Annotated in this window: 11 protein-coding genes and 1 pseudogene; 10 read left to right on the forward strand and 2 right to left on the reverse strand. The window is 36.7% G+C overall.

The features are described 5' to 3' along the window. Positions 1–98: 98 nt before the first annotated feature. Entirely contained in the window at positions 99–2,303 is a 2,205-nt protein-coding gene (locus tag Q0794_RS06720) for a malate synthase G (protein ID WP_298940970.1), read from the reverse strand. 167 nt (positions 2,304–2,470) lie between these two features. On the opposite strand from Q0794_RS06720, the gene Q0794_RS06725 reads away from it, so the two are divergent. The 10 genes from Q0794_RS06725 (at position 2,471) to Q0794_RS06770 (ending at position 14,794) form a co-directional block, all read left to right on the forward strand. After that, on the forward strand, positions 2,471–3,979 hold the full coding sequence (locus tag Q0794_RS06725; RefSeq protein WP_298940971.1) for a DUF3612 domain-containing protein: 1,509 nt from the start codon (positions 2,471–2,473) through the stop codon (positions 3,977–3,979). 62 nt (positions 3,980–4,041) lie between these two features. Continuing rightward, complete coding sequence (locus Q0794_RS06730) at positions 4,042–4,665, forward strand: YceI family protein (RefSeq protein WP_298940972.1); 624 nt, start codon at positions 4,042–4,044, stop codon at positions 4,663–4,665. Positions 4,666–5,218: 553 nt separating this feature from the next. After that, positions 5,219–6,241: a sugar kinase gene (locus tag Q0794_RS06735; protein WP_298940973.1), complete on the forward strand. Its 1,023-nt coding sequence runs from the start codon at positions 5,219–5,221 to the stop codon at positions 6,239–6,241. Positions 6,242–6,587: 346 nt separating this feature from the next. Next, positions 6,588–7,247 (forward strand): nitroreductase family protein, encoded by a 660-nt coding sequence (locus Q0794_RS06740; RefSeq protein WP_298940974.1) that lies wholly within the window; start codon positions 6,588–6,590, stop codon positions 7,245–7,247. Positions 7,248–7,547: 300 nt separating this feature from the next. Further along, the gene (locus Q0794_RS06745; RefSeq protein WP_298940975.1) at positions 7,548–8,174 is read left to right on the forward strand and encodes an HD domain-containing protein; all 627 of its coding nucleotides are present in this window, start codon (positions 7,548–7,550) and stop codon (positions 8,172–8,174) included. Between the two features lie 314 nt (positions 8,175–8,488). Beyond that, positions 8,489–8,944: a MarR family transcriptional regulator gene (locus Q0794_RS06750; protein WP_298940976.1), complete on the forward strand. Its 456-nt coding sequence runs from the start codon at positions 8,489–8,491 to the stop codon at positions 8,942–8,944. Between the two features lie 60 nt (positions 8,945–9,004). After that, positions 9,005–10,186, forward strand: coding sequence for an efflux RND transporter periplasmic adaptor subunit (locus tag Q0794_RS06755; RefSeq protein WP_298940977.1), 1,182 nt, complete (start codon positions 9,005–9,007; stop codon positions 10,184–10,186). 8 nt (positions 10,187–10,194) lie between these two features. Continuing rightward, on the forward strand, positions 10,195–11,727 hold the full coding sequence (locus Q0794_RS06760; RefSeq protein ID WP_298940978.1) for a DHA2 family efflux MFS transporter permease subunit: 1,533 nt from the start codon (positions 10,195–10,197) through the stop codon (positions 11,725–11,727). Between the two features lie 129 nt (positions 11,728–11,856). Continuing rightward, positions 11,857–12,444, forward strand: a complete 588-nt coding sequence (locus Q0794_RS06765) for an HD family hydrolase (RefSeq protein WP_298940979.1) — start codon at positions 11,857–11,859, stop codon at positions 12,442–12,444. Between the two features lie 283 nt (positions 12,445–12,727). Beyond that, a complete protein-coding gene (locus Q0794_RS06770; protein WP_298940980.1) occupies positions 12,728–14,794 on the forward strand; it encodes a S9 family peptidase in 2,067 nt (688 codons plus the stop codon). A 128-nt stretch (positions 14,795–14,922) separates the two neighbouring features. Here the strand turns inward: Q0794_RS06770 and Q0794_RS06775 are convergent. Next, positions 14,923–15,351 (reverse strand): annotated as a pseudogene (locus tag Q0794_RS06775) (transporter substrate-binding domain-containing protein); the annotation flags it as partial. Positions 15,352–15,445: the final 94 nt, after the last annotated feature.

Consider the following 15,445-nt stretch of genomic DNA (forward strand, 5'->3'; position numbering starts at 1 on the left):
TAATTGTTAATGTACAGTGAATAAAAGTGTCTAGATTAAAGTTGTTGCTTTGTTAATTGCAGCCTTGTTAATAGCTGCATTATTTACGGCTACTTTATTTACGATTGCTTTGCTAATGCTTGTTTTGCTAAAGCACGGTACTCGTGCAGTAATGGTTCTGTATAACCATTTGGCTGTTTATCTCCTTCAAAAATAAGTGCTTTTGCTGCTTGAAACGCAAGACTGTCTTCAGTGTTAGGGCTCATATTGCGATAGCCTGATACACCTTGGTTTTGTTTATCAACAATCTGAGCCATGTTTTCCATGACGCTCGTTACTTGTTGTGCAGTGCATACGTTATGCATTAACCAGTTACTAATATGTTGACTAGAAATACGCAAAGTTGCTCTGTCTTCCATTAAGCCAATGTCATTAATGTCGGGTACTTTCGAACAGCCAATTCCCATTTCTATCCAGCGCACTACATAGCCTAAAATGCCTTGCACATTGTTATTGAGTTCACTTGAAATTTGCGCTTCTGTTAATGTCAACCCTTCAGGCATAACAGGCGGAGTAAGTATGTCTGTCATGCTTGCTGGTGGTCGGTTAATGATGGTTTTCTGCTCTGCAAAAACATCAACTTGGTGATAATGTAAGGCATGTAATGTTGCAGCAGTTGGTGAAGGTACCCAAGCGGTATTAGCGCCCGATTGTGGGTGTGCTATTTTTTCTTTCATCATTTGATTCATTTCATCTGGCATAGCCCACATCCCTTTACCGATTTGTGCTTTACCTGAAAAACCACAGCTAAGGCCAATTTCAACGTTATTATTTTCGTAAGCGCTGATCCATGGTTCTTGTTTAATGGCTGATTTTGGATGAAATGCACCGGCTAACATACTGGTATGAATTTCATCTCCCGTTCTGTCTAAGAACCCGGTGTTGATGAATACCACACGTGATTTAGCTTCATAAATACATTGTTTGAGGTTTAAGGTGGTGCGGCGTTCCTCGTCCATAATGCCTAACTTCAGCGTGTTTTCTGGTAGGTCAAGCATCTGTTCAATACGGCTAAATAAGTCACAAGTAAAACGTACTTCATCAGGTCCATGCATTTTTGGTTTCACAATATAAATGCTACCTGTGCGGCTATTTCTAAAGTTATCTTTTTCACCTTTTTGAAGATCTAGGCTAGCAATTAATGCTGTAATCACGCCATCAATAATACCTTCTGGTGCGTTATTACCATCGGGGTCTTGAATTAAATCAGTTCCCATTAAATGGCCGACATTACGCACTAACAATACTGAACGACCAGGTACACAATAAACCCCACCAGATTTTGCGGTGAACTTACGATCGTAATTTAATTTACGAGTAAGCGGCTGACCATCTTTGTTAAAGGTTGCTTCAAGGTTCCCCTGCATAAGACCTAACCAATTACGGTAAGCTTCAACTTTATCGCTACTATCAACGGTAGAAACAGAGTCTTCAAAATCCATAATCGTGGTGAGTGCAGATTCCATCTGAATATCATCAATGCCTGATTTATCGTTTGCACCAATTTTGCCTGTACAGTCAATATGCAAGCCAACGTGTAATCCATTATTTTTGAGTAATAAGTAAGTCGGTGATGTTTTAGAGCCATCAAAGGCAACAAATTGACATGGGTTTTGTAAACCTGTTTCTGTCCCATCGGTTAAAAAAGCCAGTATATGTTGGTAATAAACTAAGTAACTCGTTACATCATGGTGAGAGCCTGTTGTTAATGGAAATTGCTCATCTAAAAAATCTTTGGCTTTATTAATAACGGCTTGGCCACGTTGTGGGTTAAATCCTTCTTTATTGGTTAACTCATCGGTATTCGCAATAACATCTGTGCCATAGAAAGCATCGTATAAACTTCCCCATCGAGCATTAGCAGCATTTAATGCAAAGCGTGCGTTACTTACCGGTACGACTAGTTGCGGACCTGCCATTGTTGATATTTCAGCATCAACATTTTCAGTTTCAATAGTGAAGTCATCAACCATTGGTGTTAGATAGCCGATACTTTGTAAAAATGCCTGGTAAGCTTTTGTGCAATGTTCTGGGCTAATATTTTTAGCTAAGGTATTTTCACGATGCCATTGGTCAATTTTATGTTGCATCTGACGACGCGTATTTAACAAAGCGGTATTTTGATGCGAAAAATCATTAATTAAGCAATTTAAATCGGCCCAAAAATGAGCACTGTTGAGTGATGTTTGCGGTAAAACTTCATCATTAATAAACTGATAAAATTCAGGATTAGTCAGGCATTGTTTCTCTTGAGGTAAATTCATATTTCGTCTCCTAGATATCATCAATTAAATTTTAGTTAGATATTGAATAACCTTCGAGTGCACATTTATTGAACTTTTGTTGCTCGTTTGTTAATCAGTTGTTGTCACTATAAAGAAATAATTCATATAATTTCACAAAGAAAATTACACAGAGTAAATTTTACAAAATGAAAATAAAAAAGAGCTTGGCAAGACAATCTCATTACTTAGGAACAAAAATACGTAATTTACGCAAACGTAATGGTTTAACTTTGGATGATTTATCATCGAGATGTATTAAATTAGATGCAGAATATGCGCCTTCAGTTTCTTACTTATCGATGATCGAACGTGGTAAGCGAGTGCCTAGGGAAGAGATGCTAGAAGTGATTGCGACGGTATTTCAAAAGCAACCAGAGTGGTTTTTAGATGACGCTGCCGAAGTGCAAGACATTATCCCTACCAAAGGTAATCGCGGTGGTATTCGTGGGATGGCACTCGAGCCTAGTTTTTTATTTTCAAATGAAATTTTACAAATCGCTATTCCAGAAATGTTGTCGCAAACGGGGACAACGGGGCGGCAATTTGCACACTTATTAATTCGCGCACACCAAGAGCATCATCAAAACCATTTTCCTGATTTAGAGCGTGCTGCTGAGGAGGTGGGTTTGAAAAAAATGCCACTTCATGTTGATGATTTAATTGAAATTAGTGAAGCACGCGGATTGAAAATAAGCTGGTTTACACGTTTACCAGATAGTGAATATGATAGTAACAACAGCAATAAAATGGTGACTTCATTTTTTAAACCGCCTCATACTGTGTACTTAAATAAAATACTCAAAAAAAATACCACGCGCCTTAAATATGAGCTGGCAGTGCATATCGGCCATAGTGTTTTACATAATAGTGATGGTGAAAAAAGTATTATGGTGGCAGGTGAGCGCGCTCAATACGATAGCCAACATAATCAAACCACGTCTTCCAGCCAATTAGACGCACAAGATATTTTACATGCGTGGCGTGATTTTGAATGCAGTTTTTTTGCCGCTGCTTTACTGTGTCCTAAAGTCCCTTTTCGTCAATTACTGGACCAACATGGTTATGAAATTGATATTTGTAAAAAAATAGAGGTATCAGAGGCAGTGGTCATGCGACGTATGACTGCGGTTTCTGCTTATCCGCATTGGCACTATTTCGATGCTTATGGTCAAGGAAAATTAAGGGCCGTATATCGGGGGAACGGTATCCCATTGCCTTGGGGGAATATGACCATTGCACATGATCCTTGTAAACATTGGTCTGTTTTTAGAATGTTAGAAAAACAAGCTGAAGGAACGGCGGCACAGTTTTCTATTTTAACGGAAAATGGTATTGCTAAAATTTATTGTTGTGAATCTATTAAGGTTAAAGATCTTAATGATGCCAGCCACGTATTATGTGCTGGCATTGAGTTAAATTCAGCGATTGATGCGCAAGGACACGACTCAGTTGCATTAGTGGATGAGCTGCAAAGGCTATGTGTAGAGAGTGGGGGATCGAGCAAGATCCCGCCTAAAATCAAGAAAATACTCAATAGCGTTGCACGTATTCTTAATATTAATTGGATAGCACGTGGTATTGAGCAAGAAGCACAGCTTATTTGTGTTCGAGGAGCCGTTTGCCCAAGAAAACCAAGCTGTTACTGTAACCAATAAATATTATTCTCAATACTTCATACTTCATACTTAACACTTAACATTTAACTTCTAGGATTTTAATGAAAAACAAACGCATTGTTAACCATACTCTATTAATACTTTTAACTATGTTATTGGTATCCGGTTGCGTTAGCTGGTTAGCGCCTAATGTAAAATCTGAGTTAGTTGAATTACAAGCCGGTGAATATCAGCTTGATCCAAAACATGCTGCCTTACTTTTTAAAATTCAGCATTTAGGGTTATCAACTTATGTGGGACGTTTTAATAAGTTTGATGCTCAACTTAATTTTGATCCAAAGAATATGGCTGCCGCATCATTAAAAGCTGTTGTAGATATTAACTCCATCGATATTAATAATGATGTTTTAAGCGAAACATTACAAAATGATACTTGGTTTAGTAGTACACAATACCCGCAAGCATTTTTTGTAAGTCATACCGTGACACCGGTATCTGATACTGTTTTTAACTTTACCGGCGATTTAACATTAAGAGGGGTAACAAAATCTGTCACATTTGAAGCGACTTTTCATGGTGGTGCCGATAACTGGTTAACAGGTAACTATACTCTTGGTTTTAGTGCAGTGGGAAAAATTAAACGTTCAGATTTTGGCATGGACAGTTACATTCCTATCGTCGGTGATGAAATCGATTTAGAAATCTACGCAGAATTTGTCAAATAGCTTTTGATCTCTTATTAAATTTGAAGGCATTTAACTGGTTTTACTGCCGTTTATGCCACGTGCACTCATTACTCCTGATATTTCAGGTTTACCTCTCATCATATAATCTATGATCTACAACTTTTTTGTGTGACTTATTAAGTCATTTTTATCATTAAATTACTTGTTAAGTATTCACCTTTATTTTTTATTTTTACAAAAAATGTATATTCCTATCTATCAATAAACTAATCAATATCAAAACCTTTTTATCTTCTCTTTCTTATGTTTATTGGTGTTATATTTCAATTGTTTAAGTGTTTTTTTAGGTTTTATTTAATATTGTTTCTTATAGTTGGGTTAACTTTATTATTAAAAATAATCAGGATTGGTTTTACTCAGCTTGATTTTTATTTAATAATACTTAAATAATACAAATAAGTTAATTTGTAGAAAGGCAACGCTTAAGTAAATAGCGTTAATAAAAGTACTTCAATAAAAGCGCGAGTAAGAATACAAGAATAAAGAAACTCAGCCATTTTATTGAATTTATTGATCACTAAAGGAGAAACTAATGAAAATATTAACATTTGGCGAAATGATGTTACGTCTAAAACCGTTAGCATTCGAACGCATCTTACAAACAAATACTTTTGAGGCCGCTTATGGTGGAGCTGAAGCTAATGTTGCAGTTTCTCTGGCGTTATTAGGTCATGACGCAGCTTACTTATCTAAATTTCCTGAAAACCCATTGGGTGAGGCTGCTGTTGGTACATTAAGAAAATTTGGTGTTGATACTAGTCGTTCTTTACGCGGTGGTCCAAGATTAGGCATGTACTTCTTTGAAAAAGGCAACGGCGTTAGAGGCACTGGTGTTGTTTATGATCGCGCAGGTAGCTCTATTGCAACTGCAACGACAGATGAGTTTGATTGGTCTGTTTTATTAAAAGATGTTGGTGTTTTCTACTTTTCAGGCATTACGCCAGCGATTTCAAAAGAATTAGAAATCGCATTAAAAAGTGCATTAGATTATTGTAAAGCGAACAAGATTACCGTGGTATGTGATTTGAACTATCGTGGAAAAATGTGGAAACCAGCACAAGCTCAAGTAGTGATGCATGAATTAATGCCATTCGTTGATGTTTGTGTCGCGAACGATGAAGACTTTGAAGCTATGTTAGGCATTAAAGCTTTTGATGGTGACCTGTCTAATGGTATCAGTCAAATAGAAGATTTCCGTGAAGGGATGAAAGAAATCACTAAACGTTATCCAAATTGTAAAACAGTCGCGAGTGTTTTACGCGATATTAACTCTGTGGAACAAAGTGATTGGATGGCTATTTTATACCAAAATGATCAGTTCTATGACACGCCGGTACATAATGTAAATGTGATGGAAGGCGTAGCTGCTGGCGATGCTTTTGGTGCCGGTTTATTACACGGTTTGGTACATAAACTTGAACCACAAGAAACAATTGAATTTGCCATTGCTGCCAGCGTTTTAAAATTATCTATCAGTGGTGATTTAAATTTAGTAACTGAATCAGAGATTCGTAATGCCATGCAAAAAGGCGCGAACGCACGATTAAGCCGTTAGTTCGTCAGTTAATAGGTTAATAGGCATCGTTGCAATGATACTTATTAACCTAACGTATCTGAAATAAAAGCATTGATGTAGCAACGCTATAGTGATGCTTCCACACTATTTTATTATTTCATCTCTTCTTTTATTTAAAACCTAATTACTGCCTTTATTAGGTCGTCATCCAACATTTAATAGCCGTTTAAACGATAAATTTATTGGCATGCTTAATTATAAAAAATTATGGACTTAATGAACCATAATGATTGGGTTTAGCGTTCCTTTTTCTTCTGCTCAATTATCTTTATGATCCTTTCATAAGCAGTATTCTTTAATCATTAATTTAAATTTGGAAAAAGTCATGTCTCATCAAATAATCAAAGATCTTAATAGTCGCTACACAGCTAAACAATATGATGCAGCTAAACGTATTTCAGCCGAAGATATGGATGTGCTTAAAGAAGCGCTTCGTTTATCGGCTTCTTCTATTAACGCTCAACCTTGGAAATTTATTGTGCTAGAAAGTGATCAAGCAAAAGAGCGTTTCCATGGTACTTTCGCTAATAAGCACCAGTTCAACCAACATCATGCAAAAGAAGCATCACATACTATTTTATTTGCTCATAATCCTTATTTCACTAAAGATGATTATAGAAAAGTGGTTGATGTTGAAGTCTCTTCAGGTCATTTACCTGCAGAAAGATATGATGCTATGTTAGAGGGCGCTTTTGGTTTTGTTGAGTCAAATACTGATGAAAAAGGTTTTAATGGTCATTGGACAAAAGCACAAACGTATATTGCATTTGGTAATGCTTTACACGTATTAGCTCGTTTAGGTATTGATTCTACGCCTATGGAAGGCGTTGATGCAGAACTAATTGGCGAAACATTTAAAGACGAATTAAAGGGTTATGTTTGTGATGTTGCATTAGCGATTGGTTACCATAAAAATGGTGAAGATTATAACCACGGCTCACCAAAAGCACGTCTACCGACTGAAGATGTTATTACAGTGCTTTAATACTATTCTTTAATATAAAGCTTTAAATAGTATTTTAAAACAGAACCTTATAATAGAGCTTTAAATAACCCCCAAGCTTTTTAGATTTAAAGTGAAGTTAAAAACTGGCTAGGTATTTACCTGGCCTTTTTTATGTCTAATTATTTTTAGAGGAACTTGATCAGTGCAAACTCTGGGAGTATGTTACTGGAAGTGGTACAAGATTAGACTGTTATTGTAATCTTATAAGCGACTCTGGTTATTTTTACCCATAAAATAGCTTACTTTTCTCATTATAAACTCCATAAATTAAGGTTTCATATGTTTAGTCAATACCAGCAGCAATGTGAAGAATTTATTGTGGCGAATATGAAAACCGATTTAGCACATGATTTATTACATGTTAAACGCGTAGTGAAACTGGCGACTAAAATAGCCAATGAAGAACAAGCAGAGCTGAATATTGTTTTACCCGCTGCTTGGTTGCATGACTGTTTGAGTTACCCGAAGAATCATGCATTACGCTCATTGAGCTCATTACATGCTGCCGATAAAGCGATTATATTTTTACGCAATATTGATTATCCTGAACAATATTTATTACCTATCCATCATGCTATTTCCGCTCACAGTGTGAGTGGTGGGGTTGTTGCTGACTCCCTTGAAGCACAAATTGTGCAAGATGCGGACCGGTTAGATGCATTAGGTGCGATTGGTATTAGCCGCTGTATTCAAGTAAGTAGCCAACTCGATAGACCTTTGTATTCACCTGAAGATGCTTTTGCAATTGATCGTGAAGCCGATGATCAGAAATTTACGATAGATCATTTCTATCAAAAATTATTAAAACTAGCAGCTTCCATGAATACAGAGGTAGGGAAAGAGATAGCGCTTCAACGTACTCGATTTATGGAAAATTATTTACAACAATTAGCATTAGAAATTTAGATGATTACGCCTAGTTTTATTTGATTAAAGACCCTTCTTTTATTTACACCTTCCAAATTAGCTTTAAAAAATGAATGCTTCGTTTCTCTCTAATAATATGTGCAATGAACTCAATATTATTATTCGTATTAATCGTGGTATTCAATTTTACTTTTAGCCATCTATAACCAAGCAACCTATAGATCCAATCTAGGAATAAATTAAATATTTATTTAACTGATTATATGTATCTAGGAATAAATTAATTAAGAATTGACAAATTAGTTGCCTAGGCAGTAATATCTTTTTTTGTTATTAATTGCCTAGGCAAGTAAGTGAGAAAAATAATGCATCATTTAAGTACTCAATCATTAGGAATTCCTTTAGCAAAATTAATTGGTTTAGCGCATCTTCATAAAGAGCGGCTATTAAACCAGTATCTTGATCCTTTAGGAATGTCGTCAGCGCAATTTAAAGTGTTGGCTGCTATTCATTATTATGAAATGAACTCACCTGCTGAAATATGTAAATACTTAAGTATTAATGCAGGTTCAATGACTAGAATGATTGAGCGTTTGCTTAAAAAAGGTTTGATAGAAAAACAACCTAATCCTGAAGATAAACGAGGTGTGTTGTTAAACTTAACGGCAACAGGCGCATCTTTACTAACACAATGCATGGATTCCATGGAAAATAATGTAGGACCTCTTTTGATTGGCGACCTTTCTACTAAAGAAGTAGAGCAACTTAGTGCTTTATTAATGCGTTTATTGCCTGAATCTAAGCCTTAATTTTCACCATTAATTCACCCCTAATTTTAATTCATAAATAATATGATGAGTAAATCGATCATGGAAAATACAACAAAAAAAGCAGCTAAAACAGGTTCAAGTAAACGTAAAACCTCTTTTATTTTATTATTTATTTCGCTGGTGGTGATTGGCGTGGCTTGGTTTGCTTATTATGAAGTGTATGCTAAATATTCAGAAGAGACTGATGATGCTTATGTTAATGGTGATTTAGTGGTTATTTCTCCACAAATATCCGGAACCGTTACCTCGGTATTACCTGACCAAGGTGATTATGTTGAAAAAGGCCAGATCATTGTTACCTTAGATTCAAGTGATACACAAATAGCGCTACAAGAAGCGGAAGCTAAATTAGGAATCGCAGTGCGACAAGTGCGCAGTTTATATGCCACAGCAGATAATGCAAAAGCAAAGGTGGAGTCAAGTAAAGTCGCCTATCGACAAGCGATGAATGATTATAAGCGTCGTCAAAATATAGCTAAATCAGGTGCAATTTCAAAAGAAGATTTAACGCATTATCAAGATCAAGTCGATACCACAAAGAGTGCCTATTTAGCATCTCAAGAAGCGTTTAAAATGACACTTGCCTTAGTTGATAATACGGTAATAGAAAATCACCCTGCCATAAAGTGGGCTGTGGCGGGTGTACGTAAAAGTTATCTTGATAACACGCGAACAGATATTGTGGCACCTGTTAGTGGTTACGTTGCTAAACGCGCCGTACAGTTAGGAACTCAAGTACAGCCAAGTAGCCAATTAATGGTGATTGTTCCGCTTCATAACGTATGGGTAGATGCTAACTTTAAAGAAAGCCAGATGAAAGATATGCGTATCGGGCAAAAGGTGACATTAGTATCAGATCTTTATGGTGATGACGTTGAATATAAAGGGGAAATCGAGAGTCTTGGTATTGGTACTGGTAGTGCATTCTCATTATTACCTGCGCAAAATGCCAGTGGCAATTGGATCAAAATAGTACAACGTTTACCGGTTAAAATTCATCTTGAAGAAGACAATCAAGCTGAGTTTCCGTTAAGAATTGGGCTTTCTATGGTTGCTAATGTTGATATTGAAAATACTGATGGCATTGTGCTTTCTAAAAATGTTCAACAAGAGGCGCGTCTTAATACTAATGTATATGATACTTCGCTAGATGAGGCAGATAAATTAATTAAAAAAATCCTACATGATAATGTTGGTGTTACTCTTCCGGAAGAGAAGTAGAGGCGGCTATGCAGGAAAAAACCTATCAGCCACCTAGTATGATGTTAGCTGTCATTGGGTTGGCATTAGCAACATTTATGCAAGTACTCGATAGCACAATTGCTAATGTTGCTTTACCGACTATTGCCGGTAGTTTGGGTGTGAGTTCAGAGCAAAGTACGTGGATTATTACGTCATTTGCCGTCTGTAATGCGATTGCTTTACCTTTAACTGGCTGGCTTTCTCGACGTATTGGCCAACTCAAACTATTTATTATTTCTGTTTCCTTATTTACCTTAACTTCTTTTTTATGCGGTATAGCCACTAGCATGCCAGAGTTGATCGCTTTTAGAGCGCTACAAGGTTTCTTTGCTGGGCCGATGTTTCCAATGTGCCAGACACTGTTGCTTGCTATTTTTCCCTCTGTAAAACGTGGGGCGGCATTAGCGTTAATCTCTATGGTAACCGTAGTCGCACCTATTGTTGGACCTATCACTGGCGGTTGGATAACAGATAATTATTCTTGGCCGTGGATATTTTTTATTAATATTCCTATCGGTATTTTCTGTTGTGTTGTGGTGTGGCAACAATTGAAAGGGCGGATCGATACGACGGCTAAAATGCCCATTGATTATATTGGTATTGCATTATTAGTGCTAGGTGTTGGGACGCTACAAGTGGTGTTAGATCTTGGTAATAATGCTGATTGGTTCGAATCCACTCAAATCATTATCATGACTTGTATTTCTGTCATCGCTTTAATTTCATTTGTGATTTGGGAGTTAACTGAAAAAAATCCTATCGTGAATTTGAATTTATTTAAAGATCGTAACTACACCTTTGGTACGATTGCACTGGTATTGAGCTATGCGGCTTTTTTTGCCATTAATGTTATTTTGCCACAATGGTTACAAATCTACATGGGGTACACAGCAATTTGGGCGGGACTTGCTTCAGCTCCGATGGGGATTTTACCGTTAATATTAGCGCCATTAATTGGTAAATATGCACATAAAATGGATATGCGAATTTTAGCCAGTATTTCCTTTATTGTCATAGGGATTTCTTGTTTCCTTCGTGCTAACTTTAATACCTCTGTCGATTTTGCATCCGTCGCGCAAGTGCAATTATTCATGGGGATTGGTATTGCCTTTATGTTTATGCCATTGACCACTATTTTCTTGTCTAATCTAGATCATGGCCAAGTAGCAGACGCTTCTGGATTAACAACATTTTTGCGTGTGTTAGGCTCTAGTTTTGCATCTTCATTAACTACGTGGATATGGAATCGCCGTGCTGATTTTCACCATGCAAACTTGACTGAACATGTCAGTATTTATAATCCCGGGGCGGTGGAGTATTTAGATAAAATGGGGGGCGCCACTCAGACTAATCTTTCTGCTGTGAATTCAGTCGTAACATCACAGTCTTATATGATGTCATTGAACGATTATTTCTATATGTTAGGGATTTTGTTTTTTGTATTGATTGGGGTTATTTGGTTTACCAAAGGACCTTTTATTAAATCATCTAAAGCACCTGAGCCTGCTGGAGGACATTAACTTGTTATTATCGCTATTCTTTAGTTATTTGCAGTCTCTACACCGATAGTACTTTGCAACTTTATGAATTTATGCAAATGTATTACTTGAATTTAAGAGTATTAAACGCTTAAAAATAGGAAAAAATGAATGACAGATTTAGAGCAACAATTAGCCTTCATTATTGAAATTGATAAATTGAAAGCCGTTTATCGCCAAACGACGGTCAAAGAAGATAAAGATCGTCATGAAAATAGTGCAGAGCATAGCTGGCACATCACATTAACAGCGCAACTATTACAAGATTATGCAGAGCAACCAATTGATATCAGCCGTGTCGTTAAAATGTTATTAATACACGATATTATTGAAATTGATGCTGGTGACTTATTTGCTTTTGCTGAGTCAAAAGATCATGAGCAACAAGCGTTGAAAGAAGAAAAAGCGGCACAACGTTTATTTGGTTTGTTGCCAACCGTTCAACATGATGAGTATAAAAGTCTCTGGTTTGAGTTTGAAGAAGCGAAAACTAATGATGCACAATTTGCTAAAGGCATGGATAGAATTTTGCCGTTAGTGCAAAACATGAATAACCAAGGCGGTAGTTGGGCTAAACATAAGATCAGTCAATCTCAAGTACTTGCTCGCAATAGCTATTTAGAAAAAATGGCGCCTAAACTATGGCAATACGTAGTGCAACAAACAGACCTTGCTGTTGCAAATGGGTGGCTACTTTAAGCGCTACTTTAGTTTTATTTACCCTGTAAATAATGCTATTTTTCATGCCCATTAGCATTTAGTTTAATAGTGTCATGTTGCACTATTAAACGTTTTCTCATATTTCATCACGCATTCTTTTTCACTAAAGCTATTAACTTATCTTGCTAATACTTTATCTTGTAGCTTTCATACTTTGTCCGCGGTATTGTTGACTATCGTTTTGCTTCTCTGATAGTTATGTAAGCAATCCATTTATCCGCATAAAATTTAAATGTTCTGAACTTCCTAAAAGAGAGAAAATATGACCAATAAAGTCGATATTGTTAAGCCTACTGCTGATATTCAACTTCATGTACATGAAACTCATGGTCACCAACGTGAAGACAACTATTTTTGGCTGCGAGACGATGATAGAAAAGATCCAAAGGTATTGGCCTATTTAGAAGAAGAGAATACGTACACGGAACAGGTAATGGCACCTTTATCTGAGCTTCAGCAATCGTTATACGATGAAATGGTAGCAAGACAAGAACCAGAACTAGAGTCTGTGCCTTATTTTAAGAAAGGTTTTTGGTATACATCGCGTTATGACGAAGGTAAAGATTACAGTATTTATTCTCGTCGAAAAGACTCTCAAGAAGCTGATGAAGAGATCTTTTTTGATTGTAATCAACGAGCAGAAGGCTTTGCCTATTATCAATTAGGTGATTTAAGCCTGTCACCTAATTCAATGCTATTAGCCTTTACTGAAGACACCGTCAGTCGTCGTCAATATACATTACGTTTTAAAGACTTAGCGACGAACACTTTGTTAGATGAAGCGATTGAAGATGTAACCGATGTGGTGTGGGCGAACGATAATAAAACGCTATTTTATGTCAAACAAGATCAACAAACATTACTGCCTTATCAAGTCTATCGCCATACATTAGGTGACTCGCCGAGTAATGACCAACTTATTTATGAAGAGTTAGATGATACTTTCTATCTTAATTTATATAAAACGCGTTCAGAAGATTATTTAGTTATTTGTGCAGATAGTACGATGACTTCTGAGTGTCTTATTTTAGATGCAAATCAACCACAACAAGACTTTACCTGTTTTTTACCAAGACAAAGAGATCACGAATACAGCGTTGATCATTTCCAAGATAAATTCTTTATTCGCAGTAACTATAGCGGTAAAAACTTCGCGTTACATACACTTGCATCTAACGTTGAAACCTTCCAAGTGGTTGCGCCAGGTGAATGGCAAACATTAGTTCCTGCAAGAGAAAATATCCTGCTTGAAGGTTATGAACTAATGGATGATTGGTTAGTGGTGGAAGAGCGTTCATTAGGCTTACCAGTGCTACGTCAAATCCATTTTACAACAGGGGAGTCGCGTGAACTTACGTTTAACGATCCTGTTTATACTGTGTTTAGTCATTACAATCCACAGTCAAATAGCACTAAGTTCCGTTACCAATATACTTCATTTACGACACCTTCAAGTGTTTATGAGTTAGACCTTGAAAGTGGTGAAACAACGTTATTAAAACAAAGTAAAGTGATGGGAGATTTTGATAGCCAAGACTACCAAAGTGAGCGAGTTTGGGTAACGGCCAGAGGTGGCGTAGAAGTACCTGTTTCATTAGTTTACAAGCGAGAATTATTTACTCATCAAAATCCATTACTGGTTTATGCTTATGGTTCATACGGCCATAGTTTAGACATTGGTTTTAGTTCTGCTAATTTGAGTTTGTTAGACCGCGGGTTTGTTTATGCTGTCGCACATGTTCGTGGCGGCGAAGAGCTTGGACGAGACTGGTATGAGCAAGGTAAGTTACTGCAAAAGAAAAATACCTTTAATGACTTTGTTGATGTTTCAAAAGCATTAGTAGAGAAAAATTACGGCGCAAAAGATAATGTATTTGCAATGGGCGGCAGTGCTGGTGGCTTATTAATGGGCGCAATCGTGAACCAAGCACCTGAATTATATAAAGGTGTTGTAGCAGCAGTACCTTTTGTAGATGTGGTGTCAACGATGTTAGATGACACTATTCCATTAACCACGGGTGAATATGATGAGTGGGGGAATCCAAACGATCCTGAATATTATCATTATATTTTAAGTTATAGCCCTTATGACCAAGTAGTTGCACAGGATTATCCTAATATATTGGTAACCACTGGTTTACATGATTCACAGGTACAATATTGGGAACCTGCAAAGTGGGTCGCTAAATTACGTGAACTCAAAACGGATGATAATCAATTGTTGTTGTATACCGATATGGAATCAGGACATGGTGGTAAATCAGGGCGCTTTAAGCATTTTGAAGATATTGCGAGAGAGTTTGCATTCTTGATTGATTTAGCTAGTTAAGAAGTAGTTAGCAGTGACAGTATTGTAAAAATGAATACATCGCTGAAATAAAAGAGCTTATAGAAACTGACTTACCGATTTGGCAAGTCAGTTTTTTAGTTATTCAACTAACTTATTAAGTCGATTAACTATTCACCGTAAATATCAAAGCTAAAATATTTTGATGCTATCTTATCGTAAGTACCATTTTGACGGATTTCAGCTATTGCAGCATTGAATTTTTCTGTTAATTTTTTATCTTGTTTGCGTAACGCTAATGCAGTGCCTTCACCCACATAGGCTTTGTCTGTTACTAACTTTCCTTTTAAAGCAAAGTCTGCACCATTGTCTTTTTCTAAGAAAGCCAACACTAGCTGATCAGAGTTAGCAAATGCGGCATCTAAACGACCATTCTCTAAATCAATGTAAACTTGATCTTGCCCTGTATAACGTTTAATTTCTGCAACATCACTGTACATGTCGGTGACATAGTTATCGTGTATTGTACCCACTTGAACACCAATCACTTTACCTTTTAAACCTGCCTTATCAATCGTAAAAGTAGCTGTTTTAGCTGCAACAAAGCTAGCCGGTGTTCATAGGTTGGATCTTAAGAAAAAAATACATTGAAAACATGCTCTGAATTTGATCTGATAGTAATCGCCAAACCAA

Source organism: uncultured Psychromonas sp., from assembly GCF_947489755.1.
In the GTDB taxonomy this organism is placed as follows: Bacteria; Pseudomonadota; Gammaproteobacteria; order Enterobacterales; family Psychromonadaceae; genus Psychromonas.

Excerpts from the sequence above, each read along its gene's own strand:
- Q0794_RS06720 (WP_298940970.1), bottom strand. The coding sequence starts at position 2,303 with ATGAATTTACCTCAAGAGAAACAATGCCTGACTAATCCTGAATTTTAT.
- Q0794_RS06765 (WP_298940979.1), top strand. The coding sequence starts at position 11,857 with ATGACAGATTTAGAGCAACAATTAGCCTTCATTATTGAAATTGATAAA.
- Q0794_RS06735 (WP_298940973.1), top strand. The coding sequence starts at position 5,219 with ATGAAAATATTAACATTTGGCGAAATGATGTTACGTCTAAAACCGTTA.
- Q0794_RS06740 (WP_298940974.1), top strand. The coding sequence starts at position 6,588 with ATGTCTCATCAAATAATCAAAGATCTTAATAGTCGCTACACAGCTAAA.
- Q0794_RS06770 (WP_298940980.1), top strand. The coding sequence starts at position 12,728 with ATGACCAATAAAGTCGATATTGTTAAGCCTACTGCTGATATTCAACTT.
- Q0794_RS06760 (WP_298940978.1), top strand. The coding sequence starts at position 10,195 with ATGCAGGAAAAAACCTATCAGCCACCTAGTATGATGTTAGCTGTCATT.
- Q0794_RS06745 (WP_298940975.1), top strand. The coding sequence starts at position 7,548 with ATGTTTAGTCAATACCAGCAGCAATGTGAAGAATTTATTGTGGCGAAT.
- Q0794_RS06730 (WP_298940972.1), top strand. The coding sequence starts at position 4,042 with ATGAAAAACAAACGCATTGTTAACCATACTCTATTAATACTTTTAACT.
- Q0794_RS06725 (WP_298940971.1), top strand. The coding sequence starts at position 2,471 with ATGAAAATAAAAAAGAGCTTGGCAAGACAATCTCATTACTTAGGAACA.
- Q0794_RS06755 (WP_298940977.1), top strand. The coding sequence starts at position 9,005 with ATGGAAAATACAACAAAAAAAGCAGCTAAAACAGGTTCAAGTAAACGT.